The sequence below is a fragment of the Aureimonas sp. N4 genome (assembly GCF_001463925.1).
Taxonomy (GTDB): Bacteria; Pseudomonadota; Alphaproteobacteria; order Rhizobiales; family Rhizobiaceae; genus Aureimonas; species Aureimonas ureilytica_A.
This window is the reverse complement of record NZ_BBWS01000036.1, coordinates 42,485-60,298: the sequence shown is the minus strand read 5'-3', so window position 1 is coordinate 60,298 and position 17,814 is coordinate 42,485. Positions and strand designations below refer to the sequence as shown.

The window sequence follows — 17,814 nt, the reverse complement described above, 5'->3', positions numbered from 1 at the left end:
CGCGCGCGGCGTTAATGAAGTCCGAATAAAATTCAGGGTTATATCATCCTCACCCGCATTGCGCGCAATCGTCGCACCCGCGCGTCAGCAGCCGCTTGCTCCCATCAGGCGACCGTCGGCGCAGATCGCCGGCGGAGCCACCACGGGACGCGCCGGCGTGGCGGCGGGTGACGCGGTGCCGGGGGGCGCGGGAACGAGGGCGGCGCTGACCCCTGCAGCGTCGAGCGAGGTGACGCCCGGAGGCGGGGGCACCGGGGGGCCGACGGGCTGCGGCAAGGGCTCAAGTGCGGCGGGCGGCGCAGGCTGAAGCCTCGGCACGGACCGCACGGCCGCCCGGGGCGCGGCGCGGTGCGCGCGAGGCGGCGGGGCGGGTTCGCTCACGGGCGCGGCCGGCGCTGTGCCGGCGCTCGCAGGCAGGAGCGGCTCGGGATAAACAGGCGCGCCGCCCTGTCCCAGCGTCGGCGAGGGCGAGGGCGGATCGCCATAGGGCATCCAGGAGAAATGGTTGAGGAAGGCGTTGACCCCGAGCCCGTAGAGCGTCGCCAGAAGCTGCGCCTCGCTCGCCCCCGCCTCGCATTGGCGCAGGCGCAGATTGATGATACCGCGCGGGCGCAGGATCAGCGTCGCGTGGTCCGTGCCGCTCAGCCGCTGCCAAGCATAGAGGCAGGTCGTGCCGCCGACCTGTCCCGTGGCATAGCCGAAGGGGCCGTAGCGGTTCTGCACATAGAGCGCCGAGCGGCGCATCGCGACGCCGGGAAACTCCTGCCGCAATTCGCCCGCGATGTCGGCGCGCGCCAGCGAGCGCTCCGAGAGCGCCGTGCGCCCGGAGGTCGACGCGTCCACCGGGCCGATGAACTGGACGCGCATCCGGTTCTGCCCGGCCGCGCCGCCCCCGCCCGACAGGACGATCTCCTGCTCGACACCGTTGCTGTATCGCTGCTCCAGCACGCCGACGATGGAGGGGCCGCCAGCCGCCGGCAAGACGAAGGCCTCGCGCGGCGCCACGTCCCGCACGGTGGAAAAGCGATCGATCTCGCCGCGCGCGGCGCAGCCCGACAGAAGCGCGAGTGCAAGCAGCCCGCCCCCTATCGGCTTGCTCGCGATGCCGGACCGGAAAGCTCTCAGGCGAGACCGAGCGCCGGCAAGGCGGGGCCCAGAGTTCGGCCAATCAGCTGCTTTCATCATCAAGATCGCCAGTTGCACTCGACAGGTGCCGGGACTCCCGGTTCTCCCAGAGCTAACAACCGGAGCTTGCGCCAATCTCAAAGACGATACGAATGCCTTATAATGTACCCTCTGGTACCGGGTCGCAGCCAGTCGAAGCCACCTCGATACTGTAACGGGGCCGGAGATTGGTCTCGTCCGAAAGCAAAAGAAGATGGTCCAGACCGGCCTTCTCACGGATGGTGCCGACGGCGGCCAACGGGGCGAAAGTCGGGGGAAGATTGACTTGGCACAGGCGTGGATCGCCGTGCGCGCATCGTCCTCGATACCCCATTCCAGCGCCTTCGCGACGGCCATCGAAGCGGCATCGACCGTGCGCTGACTCAAGGACTGGTTCAGCCGCCGGGTCGAGAGATCGACGATGCCACCCAGCGCGCGACCAGAAGGATCGATACCGTAGACAAACGAAACGTTCGCGAATCCGGTAGAAATTTCAATATAAAAATCACGAAATTCTACGACATCATCTTAAATAAGATAAGTATCCAGTCCTAATTTACCTCCCTTTTTTCCTTTATAATTTTCGTTGTTAGAATGTTATTTACGAACGGACGCTACGCTCCATCAGATCACCATAGAGGCGGACGATCGACGCTCCGCGTCATCGAGTCTGTCCGGTTTCTCCTGTTCTGCCGATCGACGATCCGTCGCGGAAGGGGCGAGGTGTTCGGGCGAACGGGTCGCCAAGGCCGGTTGCGGTCGGAGACCGAAGGGAGGCGTTCTTGAGTGGCGATCATTTCAAGGGAGCAGGCTCCGTCGAGCAGGCGCGGTTCCATGCGCTGGCGCGGATCTGGCCCGCGCTCTATGTCGCCCTGGTCGGCGACATGCTGGCCGTGGCTCTGGTCCACGCCGCATCCGCGCCGTGGTGGGCCTGCTTCATCCTGCCGAGCGTTCTCGTTCCCAAGGCCCTGATCTGGGCCGTCATGTGGTATCGCAAGCGCAACATCATCCCGTCGGACGAGGACTGCACCAAGGCCCTGCGATTTCTCGGGTGGGAGATCGGGGCCTGGATAGCGGTGATCGTCGGCTGGGAAGCCTATATCTCCCAATGGGGCAATACGGAAACACTGGTGGTGCTCATGCTCTGCATGGCCGGCCAGATGGTGTTCATCCTGTTCGGTCTGCTTCAGCTTCGGGGAGCCTCGTTGGTCTCCGGCGCCTTCTGCGCCCTCGGCCTCATGTATCTGGGCTCCACCATCGGCTCCCTGCAGGGGGCTCTGGCGATCGCGGCCGTCCTCACCCTCGGCTTCGCCGGTCTGGCGCTCGTCGCCCGTGCCTATTTCAGCGACTTCAGCAGCCTCGTGTCCTCGCGCCTGACGCTGGAAGCCAAGGCGGAGGAAATCCAGGCCCTCAGCGAAAAGAACTTCGCGCTCGCCAACACCGATGTGTTGACCGACATCGGCAACCGGCGCAGCTGTTTCCACGATCTGGAAAAGGCGCTGGGAAACCTCCGCCAGGACAGGCCGGCCGCTGGCCTTCGGCATTCTCGATCTCGACGGGTTCAAGGCCGTTAACGACAGCAACGGGCATGTCGTGGGCGACCGGCTCCTTCATGCCATGGCGGCGCGCGTTCGCACGACGCTGGGCAGTCGCGGCCATGTGTATCGCCTCGGCGGCGACGAATTCGCCTTCATCATCGTCGGGGAGGACGCGCCGGAGTATCTCCTCCAGATCGGCAACGACCTCATCGCCAGCGTTCATTCCCCCATTCAGGTGGGTGAGTTGCGCCTCCTGCTCGGCGGCTCGATCGGCTTTGCCAGCTGCCCGCGCAATGCCGACAATGCCGAGGATCTCTACGACAGGGCCGACTACGCCCTGTTCCACGCCAAGCGCACGGGCCGCCTGAAGACCGTGGTGTTCGACGAGGAGCACGAGCGCAGCGTGCGCCAGACGGCACTGATCGAGCGCTCGCTGCGCTCGGCCGATCTGGAGGCGGAATTCTTCCTGACCTTCCAGCCGATCGTGGATTCCCACCAGGACCGGACGATGCTTCTCGAATGCTTGGCGCGCTGGCAGAGCCCGACGCTCGGTTTCGTCTCGCCCGGCCAGTTCATCGTGGTGGCCGAGCAGTCGGGCTTCATCTCGACGCTCACCCCCGTGCTTCTGGAAAAGGCGCTTCGGGCCGCCAAGCAATGGCCGGAAGAGGTCGGCATCTCCTTCAACCTGTCGGGCCACGACATCGTGGCGCCCGAAAAGGTCCTGAACCTCATCGCGATCCTGATGCGCAGCGGCATCTCGCCCCGCCGCGTCGAGTTCGAGGTGACGGAAACCGCCATCATGATGAATCTCGATCAGGCGCTCGCCAACCTCCACCTCCTCAAGAACACGGGCGCGCGCATCTCGCTGGATGATTTCGGCACCGGCTATTCCTCACTCAGCCAGATCCAGAAGCTGCCGCTCGACAAGATCAAGGTGGATGGCAGTTTCGTGCGCGATCTCGAAAGCAACGAGGCCAGCCGCAAGATCGTCAGCTCCGTCAGCGCCCTGTCGCGCGATCTGGCGCTGGCCTGCGTGGTGGAAGGCGTCGAAACGCGCGAACAGCTCGACATCCTGCAAGGGATCGGCTGCTCGCTGATCCAGGGCTATTTCTATTCCAAGCCCATGCGCGAGGCCGATGTCGGAGCCTTCCTCGACCAGCAGGACGTGACCCGCGAACTGGCCCGCGCCGCCCGCACATAACCGACGACGATCGTTTCGGATCAGCCCGGCGCAGGTCCTCGCGGCCTGCGCCGGGCTTTGCGCATCTTCTGCGCGGGGACGGGTGCCAAAGGCATCCGAGCGCCTTTCTGCGAGTTCGCACACACTTGATTCAGCCTCGCTCGCGCCAGTCCGTCGTGGTGGGCCGATCTCAAGCCTTTTTTAGCTTCCGCTACGTTAGCTGGGCCGGAATTTCAGTTGGAGGCTTTGGCCGATCATGAAGCCCTGTTGCAGGACGCTACGAACCATCGCGCGCGCGCTGGCACCGCTCGTCGCCGTGCTCGGGCTTTGGGCGGCGTTGCCCGCCGCAGCCGCCGGGCTCGTGGACCAGACCGGGCGTGCCTTCGATGAGGCCGCGCTCGGGGGCCGCTGGCATCTCGTTTATTTCGGCTACACCAACTGCCCGGACATCTGCCCGACATCGCTGTTCGAGATGACGGCCGCGCTCGATCTTCTGCCGGAGGCGAGCCGCGCCGAAATTACGCCTGTCTTCGTCACGCTCGATCCGGCGCGCGACACGGCCGAAGTCATGGCGCGCTATGTTCAGCCGCTGGGCCACGGCTTCGTGACCGTCAGCGGCGACGAGACCTCGGTGGATCGCTTCGCCTTCCGGCACCGGATCGTGGCCGTGCGCAACGTGCATCAGGGCGCGAACTATTCGGTGGATCATACGAGTTCGGTGCTTCTCTTCGGCCCGGATGGCCGGGAGGTCGAGCGCTTCCCCTATGAGATGGACTTTCACGAGGTCGCGCGCCGCATGGCCGCGCATATGGCCGCAGCGCCCGCTCGCGCTCCCGGCGGCTGAGCCCGACCGCCCTCTCGACGCTCTTTCCCGTTTTCACCCGATGAATGGTGGCTTCCATGGCACGCTCTTTCCTCCCTGCCGCTCCCAACATCCGCTGGCGCCGCGAGACCCTGCTGGCGACGGCGGCCATCGCGCTGGCGCTGGGTTGCGCCTCTCCGGTTCTGGCGGGCGCGCCCAATATGGAGGGGCGCTGGAGCGACGTGTCCGCCTGGCCGCGCATTCCCATTCATTCCGCGCTGACGCCGGACGGCAAGGTCGTGACCTTCGGCGCGACCCCGCAGAACAATCAAGGCGGGCTCGACATCGACATCTGGGACCCCAAGCTGGGCCTGGGGGACGATGCGCATGTGACCCTGCCCAACAGCATCAACGTCGATAGTTTCTGCACCGGTCAGGTCATAGAGGCCTGGAGCGGCGAGCTGCTGATGGTGGGCGGATCGAACAATGCGGACGACGACAACACCTACAAGACCTCGAGCTTTTCCTACAAGACCCGCGCGCTGACCGCCCTGCAGCGGGTCGCCTATCCCCGCTGGTACGCCACCACCACGACGCTGCCGGACGGGCGCATCATCGTGAACGGGGGCGTGAAGCCCTATTCGAACTCGGCCGACGCCAGCACGACGGCCGAGCTGTTCACGCCCGGCCAGGGCTGGCGCGCGCTCACCGGAACCACGCAGGCCCGGCAGGGGGCGGACGACCACGAGCGCCGCTACTGGTATCCGCGTGTCTTCCCGACCGCGAACAACAAGATTTTCGTGCTGGCCGGCAAGATCATGTACCGGATCGGCTATGACGGAAACGGCTCGTTCGGCGATGTGCAACCCTTCGACGGGCCGAACTGGGGCGGCACCGCCTCGACCGTGCTGTTCGCGCCCAACAAGATTCTCCAGTTCGGCGGCGGCATCACCTTCAACGAGGACCAGTCGGCCCCCGCCGGCTCGCGCAATGCCAGCATCATCGACTTCTCGACCTTCCCCTACAAGGTCTCGGACACCGGCCAGATGGCCTATGGCCGCCATTGGGTGACGGGCACCGTCCTGCCGACGGGCGAGGTCCTGGCCACCGGCGGGGCGGAGGGCAACAACACGCTCCAGAACGTGGCCTATGCCGCCGAAATCTGGAATCCGCAGAGCGGCCAATGGCGCACGGGAGCCTCGATGAAGGTTCCGCGCCTGTATCATTCCACAGCGCTTCTGCTGCCGGACGGGCGCGTTCTCGTGGGCGGCGGCGGTGCGCCGGGCCCGGTCACCGGCAACAATGTGGAGGTCTATTCGCCGCCCTATCTCTTCGGCGCGGACGGCAATCTGGCCACGCGCCCGGTGATCTCGAGCGAGCCCGGTACGGTGCGGCTCGGCCAGACGATCCAGGTTTCGGCCACCGGCAACCGGCCCATCGCGCGTTTCACCATGGTCAAGACCGGCGCGGTCACGCATAGTTTCAACACCGACCAGCGCTTTCTGGAGGTGCCCTTCACGAAGTCGGGCGACGGCTATGCGCTGACGCTGACCGGCAATGCGCTGGAGGCGACGCCCGGTTACTACATGCTGTTCGCTCTGGACGATCAGGGCGTGCCTTCGATCGGCAAGATGATGCGCCTGCCCTCGCCCACGGCCGACAATGGCGACACGCCGCCGCCGGCCCAGAACGGCGAGACCGGCGGCCTCGGCCCCGTCGTCGCAGACACGGGCGGCAACGCGGGCAATGCCGGCGGCACCAATGCCGGCGGCGCGGCCATGCCCGCTGACGGAAACGCGACACCGCTGATCGCGTCCCATTCCAACCTCTGCCTCTCCGTTCAGGGCGGGGGCGATACGGAAGGTGCACAGGTTCTGCAGGAAACCTGCAATGGCAGCGCGATCCAGAAATGGACGTGGAAGCAGGCCAATGGCGGCTACACCCTGGTCAACAGTCAAACCAACAAGTGCCTCGACGTCTATAATTTCAAGACCGACGACGGCGCCGCGCTGGTTCAATGGGGTTGCTGGGGCGGGGACAACCAAATCTGGAAGCCGACCCAGACCGCCCAGGGCCTGACGCTCATGTCCAAGCAGACCGGCAAATGCGTGGATGTTGCAGGCGTCTCCATGCAGTCCGGCGCGCAGGTCTTCCAGTGGACCTGCAATGGACAAGCCAACCAAGCCTGGACGACAGGCACGGCGGCCGGCAACGGCAATACCGCCAACGGCAATACCGGCGGCGGCGCGACCTCGGGCGATGTCACGGCCAACGCGCCGACCCAGTGGACCCAGATCGGCACGCAGGGCGCCAAGATCGCCTCGGCCGCCGACGGCACGACGCTGACGGTCAACTCGGGCGACGGCACCGTCTGGCGCTACCAGAGCGACAACAATTGGGTGGCGCTGAACGGACAGGCCATGAAGGAGGTCGCGGCGGGCGGCGCCAACCGGATCTACGGCATCGGCACCGACAGCGCGATCTATCGCTGGACCGGCACGGCCTGGACCCGCGTTGGCGGCTGGGGCCGCACGATCTCGGCCGCGTCGGACGGCACGGTCGTCATCACCAACGACAAGAACGAGATCTGGCGCAAGAACGCCGACGATTTCAACGACGGCTGGACGCGCGTCAACGGCACCAGCGCCAAGGTCGTCGCCATCGCCGCCAACCGCTTCTGGTCGATGGGCGCGGACGGCAAGGTCTACCGGTACGACGGCAACGGCAACTGGAACAAGGTGGGCGTCACGATCTCCGACATCGCCGCCTCGGCCGATGGCTCCATCAGCGTTGTCAACACGACAACACGAGAGATCTGGCGCAAGACAACGGACGACAACAACGGGACCTGGACCAAGGCGATGGGCAAGGGCCTCCAAGTCGCAGCCCCCAGCGCCCGCTGGCTCGTGGTGGTCGGCACCGACCGCAGTCTCTACCGCTTCGCCCCGAACGGCTGAGCGAGCCATCCTCGACACAGCGCCGGCCCGACCGAAACGGTCGCGGCCGGCGCATCGATCTATGGGTGTACCCAGGGTCTGCAGCACGCCCCATGGCAGGCTTCGACGCCGAAAGCGCCCTTCCCAGGCAAGTCCTCAAGACATGGGGATGACTTCTTCGGGTCGACCGACCGGGGTTTGTTCCCATCGAGCATCGTTGCCGGCAGACACAATCTCTCGCCCGCCCTCCGCCCGATGGGTCCGTCCCCGGTTCTCAAACCGCGCCAAGGATGAACGAGGGAAAGTGGCCTTCGCATTCCATCGGATTGTTCGAACCTCCCGTGGCCATGGGCGTTCAGGGCGCGGCCTTGAGGAAGATGCGCGTCGACGACGCGACCCATGAGGCCATCATCGGACTGCATGGATGCGATCTCCGACGCAGCCTCTCCCCGCTCGATCCGATGGGGAGCTATGCACTCTCGCTCGAAACCCGGTTCGACCCCGACCACCTCGCCGTCAAGACGCACAGGCTCGCCGCGCTCAGGTCCGGCAACGAGAAGCGGCTGGCGCATTGGCTGCGGTTCGTCGATCCGCTTCGTGGTCCATCCTGGCGAATTTTCCCCGGCTTCGTCGGCGTTTGCCGTCTCGCCTCGGTGTCACGCTCCGCCTAGCGGGTGGCTGCGGCCTGAAGACTGTTCCGCCGGAAGGCGGCGAGGAGATCGTCCATCGGCCGGCCCTGGTGCATGCGTTCGAGCGGCAGATGCGCGCCCTCGAACCAGCCGGCATCGGCCTCCGGGTGCGGACCGCTCAGAACCACGATTCCCCGGCCGAACCCGTAGCGCGCGGCAGCGATGTCGCCGTTCTCGTAGGTCGCGATGGTGCGGAACTCGGGGTCGTCGTCGGAGCGAAGGAGATAAGCGCCGTCCTGAAAGAATATCGTGTTGGCGCGGCCTGCCCAGGTAAGGTCGATCGCGGCATCCTCGATCGTCTGGATCGGGAAACCCGGCCGGCCGACTTCGCTGTCCATTTCATGCGGCACGAGGCCGAGATGCGAACCGCCCGCGAGATAGGCGCCCATACAAAGGCCGAGATAACCACCGCCCCCTGCCACGAAATCGCGGATCGCGTTCACGCGCTCGTCGCCGAAGCTGTGAAAGGACGCGTCCATGTCCTGCCCGCCGCCCGGCTGCACATAGAGATCGTAGCGCGCCAGCGTCTCGGCCGAGATGTCGATGGCCTCGTCGGGGCCGACGAGATCGACGCGGTAGCGCGCGTCGCTGCCCTCGATGGCGCGCTGGGCCGCTTCCGAGCAGCCCTCGCAGCCGGCCGGCCCGCGATAGACGGCGACATGCACGAACCCGTCGGGACCCGTCGATGTCGGCCCCAGCGCCGAAAGGGTCGCCAGACCCAGTGAAGCCGCCATGATCAGACTCCCCAATGTCAAACTCTCATCCTCCGGCGCGAAGCGAACCATCCGGTTCCCTCCCCGCAAGCACCAGTGCCCACCGCGCGTTCCCGGCCGCGTCGGTTTGGCTCAGGCCTCACGCCGGAAAGCCGCCACGGTTCGGCCCCGTTCGCACCGATTAGCAGCCCATTGCGTCGAGATGGTGGGCGGGGGCGGCCGGATGGGGCGATGCTTGACCCAAGCCGGCTGCGCAGCCACAGACGGGCGTTCCCTCTCGCGAACCCATGGTGCGTCCGATGAGCGAGACCCTCGACCCCGCCTATCCCGTGCAGATGCAGCTCGAGGCCTATAACGCGCGCGATATCGAAGCTTTCATGATGTGGTGGTCCGAGGACTGCCGCTACTATGCCTTCCCGGACACGTTGCTGGCGGACGGGGCGCAGGCGATCCGCCGACGCCACGTGGAGCGCTTCCGCGAGCCGGATCTGCAGGGACGCCTGCTGCACCGCCTGACGGTCGGCAACCTCGTGATCGATCACGAAACGGTACGGCGCAGCTTTCCCGAAGGCGTCGGCGAGGTGGACGTCGTCTGCCTCTACGAGATCGAGAACGGCAAGATCGTGAAAGCCTGGTTCAAGATGGGCGAGAAGCGGCTGTCGGCTGGTTGAAGCTGCTCCTCCAACCGAGATCGCCGGAGGCAGCCCCGAAGCGCTCAGTCCTCCCTGCGGTCGGTCCCAGTTCTGTCCCGCTCATATTGATGCTTGACCGGAAACGCCGGAAGCCAGGCTTCGCGGCGTACGGTCCAGAGTTCGTAGGTCGGACGAAGCTGATCCGGGGCATCGAGGCTTCCCAGATCGATATTGATCTCGTCCCCGCTGCGCGAAAAGACCGACGATCCGCAACGGGGGCAGAAGCATCGGCCCTGATAGTCCTTCGCCTCGCCCGTGACCGTGACGGCTGCCTGGTCGAAGACGGCCGAGGCGTGGAACAGCGCGCCATGGAACTTGCGGCAGTCGAGGCAATGGCACAGGCCGACGCGATGGGGTCGCCCCGTCGCCACGAAGCGGAGATCGCCGCACAAACACCCGCCCGCATATCGGTCCATCGTCAGTTCGCCTATCCGTTTAAGACGCGCCGGCCACCGGGCCATAAGACTTTTGCATCAGTTCGATCCGGTTTCCGAACGGGTCATGGACATAACATCGGTGGTAGCCATCGAGCGGTTGGTCTTCGAGGCAGGGATAGCCGCCCGCTTCCAATCGAGCGATCAGCGGGGCCAGATCATCCACGATGAAAGCGGGGTGCGCCTTGCCCGCCGGCCGAAAGGGCGTCTCGACGCCCAGGTGAATTTTGAGATGGCCGCTCTCGAACCAGCATCCGCCCCTTGCCGCGAGATGACGCGGCTTGGGGACTTCGGGAATGCCGAGGATGCCCGCGTAGAAAGCGACCGCTCTTGCTTCTTCGCCGACGGGCATGGCCAGTTGAACGTGATCGAGACCGAGAACCGGCATTCGAACCTCCCGCCCGCGTCATGAGGGCTCGCCGGATGGTCGCGCCGAAAGCCCCTTCGCGCAAGCGCGCTCCTCCGCACGCCCAGAATCAACCCGTTCCTATCAGCATGAAGGATTTGTAATGTTATAACGATCGCGCTATGGACCGCCCTCAGGAAACGAGTGCGGTGCGATGGGCCATGCTGGAGATCGAAAGCTTGCGCGTTGCCATGGGTGGGCGCGTTCTTCTGGATGGGATCGGCTTTTCGCTTCGCGCGGGCGAGCGGGTGTGCCTGCTCGGCGCGTCGGGCTCCGGCAAGTCGCTGACGGCCGCCGCCATCACCGGCATTCTGCCGGCCGGCTTCCACAGCGAGGGCTCGGTGCGCGTGGCCGGGCACGAGGTTCTGCGCCAGCGCGCGCCCCAAAGACCCAAGGATGCACGCGTCGCCCTGGTCTCGCAGGACACGCAATCGGCGCTCAATCCGCTGGTGTCGATCGGCGCGCAGCTGGTGGAGCCGCTGCGCCGGCACGGCGGGCTCGGGCGCGAGGCGGCCAGGGACGCGGCGCTGGCGCTGTTGCGCTCGGTCGATCTGCCGGCCACCCCCGCCTTTCTCGAAACCAGCCCCGCGGATCTGTCGGGCGGCCAGCGCCAGCGCGTGTGCATCGCCTTGGCGCTCGCCTGCCGCACGGGCCTGATCGTCGCCGACGAACCCACCACCGCGCTGGATCTCGTCACGCAAGCCAAGGTTCTGCGCCTGCTCGGCGAGCGCACGGGCGACCAGGGGCCGGCGCTGCTGCTCGTGACGCACGATCTGTCGGCCGCGCGCATGGCCTGCGAGCGCGTTCTGGTTCTGGCCGAAGGGCGCATCATGGAGGACCGGCCGATGGACGACCTCTTCGCGGCGCCGCGCCACGATTTCACGCGCGAGCTGGTCGCCTGCGCGCTGGCCGAGGCCCGCCCCTTCGCCCCGGCCGAACTCGAGGCGGCGTAACGCCCGATGGCACAGCCTCCGCTCAACCCGGACGGATCGCTCCTCAGCGCGCGCGCCTTGGCGCTGAGCTATGGCGCGCCGGTCGGCTTGTGGCGTCGGGCCGAACGGCAGGGCGCCCTGTCCGATGTGAATCTTTCCATCGCGCCGGGCGAGCGCGTGGCGCTGGTCGGGCGCTCCGGTTCGGGCAAGACGAGCCTGCTCCGCGCGCTCCTGGCGATCGAGGCGCTGGATGATGGCGAGATCGAATGCCAGTCGCGCCGGGTTTACCCCGGCAGCACGGCGGCGCTGCGCTGGTACAGGCGCGCGGTGCAATATATTCCGCAGGACCCCGCCGCCTCGCTCGACCCGCGCATGAGCGTTCTTCGGCAGATCTGCGAGCCGCTCCTGCGCCTGTGCGACGAGCGCGCTCCGGCAGCGCGCGCATGTGAGGCTCTTGCGCTTGTGGGGCTCGGGCTGGAGTTTCACGATCGACGGCGCGGCGAATTGTCGGGTGGGCAGGCGCAGCGTGTGACGATCGCGCGCGCCATCGCGCCCCGGCCGCAGCTCGTGATCGCCGACGAGCCGATGAGCGGGCTCGACCTGCCGATCCGCCGACAGGTGGGCGAAGTGCTGCGCCATCTCTCCGAAGCGGAGGGAACCGCGCTGCTTCTCGTCTCGCACGATCTCGCCGCCGTGGCGCTTCTCTGCTCGCGCATTCTGGTGATGAGCGAGGGGCGCATCGTGGAGGACCGGCCGACGCGCGAGCTGATCGCCGCGCCCCGCCACCCCGCGACGCGAGCCCTGGTGGAGGCGGCGCGGGCGACGCAGCCCGGCCTCTCCCCCGCGCCCTGGTGCTGCGAGCGGCTGTGACGCCGCCGACCAGCGCTTCTCCGTTTTCCAACCGTGATCCCTTCCCCTCCCCGGCCGCGCGCCGCTTGACCGTCAAGGACGCCCTCCATGTCTCGCATCCGTCTCTCGCCCCGCCCCATTCTCGCCGGCCTTCTCGCCCTCGCCGCTGTTTTGCCCTCCGGCGCGATGGCGCAGGAGGGAGCGACAGCGGGACAGCGCCTTCGCCTCGCCATGCTCCAGCCGCCGCGCTCGGGGCTGAACCCTCTGACCGACGACGCCTTCAAGCTGTCGCGCTGGAGCGCGGCCGAGACGCTGGTGCGGCTCGATACCGACGGCACGCCGCAGCCCCTTCTTTCCACAGGCTGGACACGCGTGGACGAGAGGACCTGGCGCTTCGACATTCGCGACAACGTGCTGTTTCATGATGGCACGCCGCTCACCGCCGAGCGTGTCGCCGCCTCGCTGACGGCGGCCACCAAGGCCGTGCCCAAGCCGCGCATTCTCGATGGCGTGCAGTTGGAGATCGAGACGGATGGCGAGCGCGCGGTCCTCGTGCGCAGCGCCGTCAGCGATCCGCTCCTGCCCAACCGCCTGTCGAGCCCGCAGCTCGCGATTTTCGCCGCGCGGGCCTATGGCGCGGACGGGCGCGTCAACCCGATCGAGGCCGGCACCGGGCCTTTCGTCCTGAAGGAGATCAACGGCACGACCAGCGCCCGGCTCGACCGGTTCGACGCCTATTGGGGCGAGCGCGCCCGGCTTGCCGGCATCGACGCCGATTATGTGCCCGACGGCACGGCCCGCGCGGCGGCGCTGCGCACCGGGACGGCCGACGTGGTGGAGGCGATCCCGGTGTCGCAGGCCGCGCTTCTCGACCCCCAGCTGATCCACGAAGTGCCGATGCCGCGCACCAACACGCTTTATCTCAACACCCGGCGCGGCCCCTTTGCCGACGCGCGCCTGCGCCGCATCGCGGCCGCCGCGATCGACCGCGCCGCGCTGGTGCGCACCGTCTATGAGGGCCGGGCGGACGCGGCCAAGGGCCTTCTCGGCCCGGCCCTCCCCTGGGCCGCCGCGCTGCGCGGCGAGCCCGCCGCGCTCGCGCCCGAGGGCAAGGCCGATGGGGCCGAGATCGTGCTCGGCACCTTCACCGACCGGGCCGAACTGCCGGAGGTCGCCGTGCTTCTGGAGCAGCAGCTGACCGCCGCCGGCTTCCGCGTGCGCCAGGACGTGCGCCAATACGCCCATATCGAAGCCGATGCGTTGGCCGGGCGTTTCGACGCCTTCATCCTGTCGCGCGCCACCGTTCTCGATTCCGGTGATCCGGTCAGCTACATGGTGTCGGATTTCTCCTGCAAGGGCTCCTTCAATATCGCGCAGCTCTGCGACGAGGGCGTGGACGAAGCGCTCCGCCGCGCCGCAGCCGCGCCCGCCGGGGACGAGCGCCATCGCGCGGTGATGGCGGCGGAAGCCGCGATCCTGGCCACAGGCGCGGCGGTTCCCATGCTGCACGAGCGGGTGATGCAGGGCGAGGCTGATGGCGTCAACGCCGCCGCGCGCGACCCGCGCGAGCGTGAGCTGGTGCGCCCCGCCACGACCCTGGCGAGCGCGGGTCAGTGACACCGGACGCCTCGCCCAACCTCGCCGGGAAGCCATCGCGCGTCCCTGCGAAGAGCAGCGCAAGGGGCGGGAGCGCCGTCGCGCGCCTCGCACTCTTGCTGCCGGCGCTGTCGCGGCTGGTCACGCTGCTGGCGGTTCTGGTTCTGGCGGGCCTCCTGCCCTGGCTTTCGGGCCGCGATCCCGCGCTCAGCATTCTGCGCGCGCGCTCCGGCGAGCAGGAGGCGACCACTGAAGCACTGAACGCCATCCGCGCGCAGCTGGGGCTTGGGGACGGGCCATGGACCTCGCTTCTCGTCTGGGCCGACGGTCTCTTGAAGGGGGATGCAGGTGTTTCGTGGGTATCGGGCGCGCCGGTCCTGCCGGGCATGGTGCAGGCGACGGGCGTGTCGCTGACACTCATGGCCGCCGCGCTCCTCGTGGTTCTGCCGGTGATCGGCCTGATCTGCGCGCCGGTCCTGCGCGCGGGGTTGCGGGGAGAGGCGCGTCGCGGCTCGGGCGCCGTGCCCGCCGCGCTGACGGCGCTGCCGGAATTCGTGCTCGCCACCGTGCTCCTCGTGGTGTTTTCGGTGTGGCTGCGCGCCTTTCCGCCCTATGGCTGGACGAGCTGGACCCACGCGGTTCTGCCCGCGCTCGCCCTCGGTCTGCCCGCCGGCGGCCTGCTCGGCCGCCTGTTTGCCGATGGGCTCGCCACGACGTTCAGCGAGCGCTGGGTCACGACCTGGAGCGTCGCGGGCTTCTCGAACGCGCGCATCGCGGGGGCGGTGATCGCGCGCACGCTGCCTGGCCTTCTGCCGCAGGTTGGCATGGTGCTGATCGCACTGACAGGCGGGGCGGTCGCCGTCGAAAAGGTCTTCTCCATTCCGGGCCTCGGGCGCGCGACGCTCGGCGCGGCCTCGGCGCAGGATCTGCCGACGCTGCGTATGGGCCTCCTGATCCTTCTCACCCTCGCGATCATGATCGGCAGTCTGGCGACGCTCGCCGGCGCATGGCTTCTGCGGCCTGCGATCCGCAGCGGCTCGCTTCCGGTGGCGCAGGAGCCGGAGACCCCACGCGGCGGGTTCGTCGTGCCGGGGCTCGCCCTGTCGCTTCTGGTGGTGCTGGTGCTGGCCGGGCTCGGGCGCGATCCCTTCACCTCGGCCTATCTGCGCTTGGAAGCGCCCAGTCTCGCCCTGCCGCTCGGCGCGGACGGGACGGGCCGCGATCTTCTGGCGCGCGTCTCGCACGGCGCGGCGACGACGATCGGCCTTGCCTTCGTCACCACGCTTCTGGCCTTCCTGATCGCGCTGGTGGCGGGCAGCTTCCCGCGCCTCATGGCCGGGCCGATCGAGATCACCAAGGCGACGCCGCCGGTCATTTCCGGCCTTTTCGTTGCCGCGATCCTGGGTGCAAGCTCCAGCGGCGCGATGCTGGCCGTGCTCGCGGTCGCCTGGGCGCCGCTCGCGGCCCATGTCGCCGCCCTGTCGCGGCAGTCGCGCGCCCAGCCGCATGTGCGCATGGCCCCGCTGCTCGGCGTCGGCCCGCTGCGCCTGACGCTGCGCTATGTCCTGCCGGCGGTGGCCGGCCCGGCGCTGCGCCATGCCATGCTGCGCCTGCCCGGCATCGCGCTGGCACTCGCCGCGCTCGGGTTTCTGGGCCTCGGCGCCCGCCCGCCCGCGCCCGAATGGGGCCTCGTTCTGGCCGAAGGGATGCCCTATCTCGAACGCGCGCCCTTCGCGGTTCTGGTGCCGGCGAGCGCGCTGGTGCTGCTCGCCGTCTTCGCCGTGTCCGCCGCCAATCTCAGCTGGCGGCGGCGCGTCAGACGCCGCTGACAGAACCCGATCAGGCGGCCTTGCGCAGCGGGGCCGTCTGGAACTCAACGCCATCCGAGGCGACGGCGGAGGCCGGCTCGGGATCCTCGGCCCCGCGCGGCGCCTCCGAGAGCTTGAAGAAGCCGACCCGCTCGTTCAGCACCCGACCCTCGTCCGACAATTGCTCCGCCGTCGCCGCCATCTCGCCGGCCGCGCCGGCATTGGCCTGTGTCACCTGATCGAGCTGCACGATGGCCTGGCTGATCTGCGTGATGCCGACCGACTGTTCCTGACAGGCGGCGGCGATCTCGGCCACCAGATCGGAGGTGCGCTTGATGTCGGGCACGAGCCGATCCAGCATCCGGCCCGCCTCGTCGGCGACGTTCAGCGTCTCGTCCGACAAGCCGGCGATCTCCTCGGCGGCCACCCGCGAGCGCTCGGCGAGCTTGCGCACTTCGGAAGCCACCACCGCGAAACCCTTGCCGGCCGAGCCGGCGCGCGCGGCCTCGATCGCGGCGTTCAGCGCCAGAAGGTCGGTCTGGCGGGCGATGTCCTGCACCACGCGAATCTTGTCCGCGATGGTGCGCATGGTCTCGACGGAGCGGGATACGGCTTCGGCCGTGCGTTCCGTGCTGGCGCTGGCCGCGCGGGCGATGGCATTGGTTTCGGCGGCGTTTCCGGCGTTCTGGCGGATATTGGCACTCATTTCCTCCACTGCGGCGGAGGCCTGCTCTGACGCGGCAGCCTGTTCGGTCGCGCCCGAAGACAGACGCTCGGCGGCCTCGGAGGTCAACGCCGCATTGGACGAGACCTGCCGGGCGGAGTTCAGAACGCCGCCGACAATGGAGGTCAGACGCTCGCCCGTCTGATTCATGCTTTGAAGCAGCACGCCCACTTCGTCGCGCGAGCGCACCTCGGCGCGCTGCGTCACGTCGCCCGCCCCGATGGCTTCAGCCAGTTCCACCGAGCGCGCGATCGGACGGCGCACAACGCGATCGACGATGACAGCCAGAAGCGCCAGCGTCGCCACCAGAATAGCGCCGCCTCCGAGCAGCATCATCTTGGCCTGTTCGCGCGCGGGGCCCGAAATCACCGTCGCGGGCACATCCACCACCGCGATCCAGCGAGCATCGAGACCCGGCAGATCGAAGGGCAGGAAGATGCGCTCGGCGGGCTCGCTCAGCGTCGTGAAGGTGCCGGACGCCTGCTGCGGCTGCCCCGTCGCAAGGGCGTCTTCCAAGGCCTTTCTGCCGACCGCGCTGGTATAGGGTTGGTTCAGGTGGGCCGCATCGGGGTGGGCGATCCACTTGCCCTCGCCCGACAGGAGCGTGACCCGGCCGCCGAAGGGCCGCAGGCTTGCCAGCGACTCCAAAATCCTGCCGAGGCCGATATCGATGCCCGACACGCCCAGGAACGTTCCGTTCGACACGACCGGGAAGGTGACGCTGACCATGGACTGATGCACAGCCGTCGACGTATCAAGATAGGGCGGAGTCATCGCGCCCTTGCGGCTCTTGGCCGTGAGGGTCCAGAACGCCTCTTGGTACGAATTCTCGAAGGATCCGAAGGCAATCGTGCCGTCCGGCGCGCGCGTCCAGGTCGGATTGAAGTGGCCTTGAGAGTCGCCGGCGAGCTCCGGCACATTGGCGAGATTCTGCCCATCGAAGGGCCGGCTGGCGTCTTCCCCGAACCAACTTCCAACCGTGAGCGGATTGTCCATGAGATTGGGCTTGAGGCTTTGAATGACCCCCTTGCGATCCCGGTCGCCCAACGCATGCCTCTCTCCGATCGCCCCGGCCATGGACCGGGCCGCACCGGCCAGTTCCATGATGGGTGCCGTCACCAACCCGGCCACGGCCCGCGCCTCCGAACGAATGGAGGCGGCGACCATCGCCTGGGTCTGCTCTTTCGAGATCAGGGCGAGATAGGTCATCGTCGCGCCGACGGTCAGCGCAATGCTGATGCCGGCAGCGATCAGGAGCTTCGCGGTCACGGACCATCGCATGGGGGAACTCCTTCCAGCGATCTGAGAAATCGGATGAAAGGAGCATCGCAGCCGGGCGTTAAACTCGTCT

The 17,814-nt window shown here is 67.8% G+C and carries 15 protein-coding genes; 10 read left to right on the top strand and 5 right to left on the bottom strand.

Going from position 1 to position 17,814, the window contains the following annotated elements:
- Positions 1 to 84: 84 nt before the first annotated feature.
- The gene (gene bcsN / locus AUL28_RS10930; RefSeq protein ID WP_192843440.1) at positions 85 to 1,185 is read right to left on the bottom strand and encodes a cellulose biosynthesis protein BcsN; all 1,101 of its coding nucleotides are present in this window, start codon (positions 1,183 to 1,185) and stop codon (positions 85 to 87) included.
- Between the two features lie 761 nt (positions 1,186 to 1,946).
- Here bcsN and AUL28_RS10925 point away from each other — a divergent pair.
- The 5 genes from AUL28_RS10925 (at position 1,947) to AUL28_RS10905 (ending at position 8,291) form a co-directional block, all read left to right on the top strand.
- Complete coding sequence (locus AUL28_RS10925) at positions 1,947 to 2,738, top strand: hypothetical protein (RefSeq protein WP_062232382.1); 792 nt, start codon at positions 1,947 to 1,949, stop codon at positions 2,736 to 2,738.
- Positions 2,650 to 3,903 carry a putative bifunctional diguanylate cyclase/phosphodiesterase gene (locus tag AUL28_RS10920; protein ID WP_306302759.1) on the top strand — a complete coding sequence of 418 codons (1,254 nt, stop codon included), beginning with the start codon at positions 2,650 to 2,652 and terminating at the stop codon, positions 3,901 to 3,903. Before AUL28_RS10925 ends, AUL28_RS10920 begins: the two co-directional genes overlap by 89 nt.
- 235 nt (positions 3,904 to 4,138) lie before the next feature.
- Positions 4,139 to 4,726, top strand: a complete 588-nt coding sequence (locus tag AUL28_RS10915) for an SCO family protein (RefSeq protein ID WP_062232378.1) — start codon at positions 4,139 to 4,141, stop codon at positions 4,724 to 4,726.
- Positions 4,727 to 4,782: 56 nt separating this feature from the next.
- Positions 4,783 to 7,641: an RICIN domain-containing protein gene (locus tag AUL28_RS10910; protein ID WP_192843439.1), complete on the top strand. Its 2,859-nt coding sequence runs from the start codon at positions 4,783 to 4,785 to the stop codon at positions 7,639 to 7,641.
- A gap of 305 nt (positions 7,642 to 7,946) precedes the next feature.
- The gene (locus AUL28_RS10905) at positions 7,947 to 8,291 is read left to right on the top strand and encodes a hypothetical protein (RefSeq protein WP_192843438.1); all 345 of its coding nucleotides are present in this window, start codon (positions 7,947 to 7,949) and stop codon (positions 8,289 to 8,291) included.
- On the opposite strand, the gene AUL28_RS10900 is transcribed toward AUL28_RS10905, so the two are convergent.
- A complete protein-coding gene (locus AUL28_RS10900; RefSeq protein WP_192843437.1) occupies positions 8,288 to 9,043 on the bottom strand; it encodes a BPL-N domain-containing protein in 756 nt (251 codons plus the stop codon). The two genes, AUL28_RS10905 and AUL28_RS10900, sit on opposite strands and share 4 nt — an antisense overlap.
- 278 nt (positions 9,044 to 9,321) lie before the next feature.
- Between AUL28_RS10900 and AUL28_RS10895 the strand changes: the two genes are divergently transcribed.
- Positions 9,322 to 9,693 (top strand): nuclear transport factor 2 family protein, encoded by a 372-nt coding sequence (locus tag AUL28_RS10895; RefSeq protein WP_062232449.1) that lies wholly within the window; start codon positions 9,322 to 9,324, stop codon positions 9,691 to 9,693.
- A 44-nt stretch (positions 9,694 to 9,737) separates the two neighbouring features.
- On the opposite strand, the gene AUL28_RS10890 is transcribed toward AUL28_RS10895, so the two are convergent.
- Together AUL28_RS10890 and AUL28_RS10885 are read right to left on the bottom strand one after the other, a co-directional pair.
- Complete coding sequence (locus tag AUL28_RS10890) at positions 9,738 to 10,130, bottom strand: GFA family protein (protein WP_062232372.1); 393 nt, start codon at positions 10,128 to 10,130, stop codon at positions 9,738 to 9,740.
- A 19-nt stretch (positions 10,131 to 10,149) separates the two neighbouring features.
- Complete coding sequence (locus tag AUL28_RS10885) at positions 10,150 to 10,536, bottom strand: VOC family protein (protein WP_062232370.1); 387 nt, start codon at positions 10,534 to 10,536, stop codon at positions 10,150 to 10,152.
- A 140-nt stretch (positions 10,537 to 10,676) separates the two neighbouring features.
- Here AUL28_RS10885 and AUL28_RS10880 point away from each other — a divergent pair, with 140 nt between their 5' ends.
- The 4 genes from AUL28_RS10880 to AUL28_RS10865 all read left to right on the top strand — a co-directional run bounded on the left by AUL28_RS10880 (position 10,677) and on the right by AUL28_RS10865 (position 15,760).
- On the top strand, positions 10,677 to 11,507 hold the full coding sequence (locus AUL28_RS10880; protein WP_244493487.1) for an ATP-binding cassette domain-containing protein: 831 nt from the start codon (positions 10,677 to 10,679) through the stop codon (positions 11,505 to 11,507).
- Between the two features lie 6 nt (positions 11,508 to 11,513).
- Positions 11,514 to 12,356 carry an ABC transporter ATP-binding protein gene (locus tag AUL28_RS10875; protein WP_062232367.1) on the top strand — a complete coding sequence of 281 codons (843 nt, stop codon included), beginning with the start codon at positions 11,514 to 11,516 and terminating at the stop codon, positions 12,354 to 12,356.
- Positions 12,357 to 12,443: 87 nt separating this feature from the next.
- Positions 12,444 to 13,952: an ABC transporter substrate-binding protein gene (locus AUL28_RS10870; RefSeq protein ID WP_062232365.1), complete on the top strand. Its 1,509-nt coding sequence runs from the start codon at positions 12,444 to 12,446 to the stop codon at positions 13,950 to 13,952.
- A gap of 95 nt (positions 13,953 to 14,047) precedes the next feature.
- The gene (locus AUL28_RS10865) at positions 14,048 to 15,760 is read left to right on the top strand and encodes an ABC transporter permease subunit (protein ID WP_062232447.1); all 1,713 of its coding nucleotides are present in this window, start codon (positions 14,048 to 14,050) and stop codon (positions 15,758 to 15,760) included.
- 10 nt (positions 15,761 to 15,770) lie between these two features.
- On the opposite strand, the gene AUL28_RS10860 is transcribed toward AUL28_RS10865, so the two are convergent.
- Positions 15,771 to 17,744, bottom strand: a complete 1,974-nt coding sequence (locus AUL28_RS10860; protein ID WP_062232363.1) for a methyl-accepting chemotaxis protein — start codon at positions 17,742 to 17,744, stop codon at positions 15,771 to 15,773.
- Between the last annotated feature and the right edge of the window lie 70 nt (positions 17,745 to 17,814).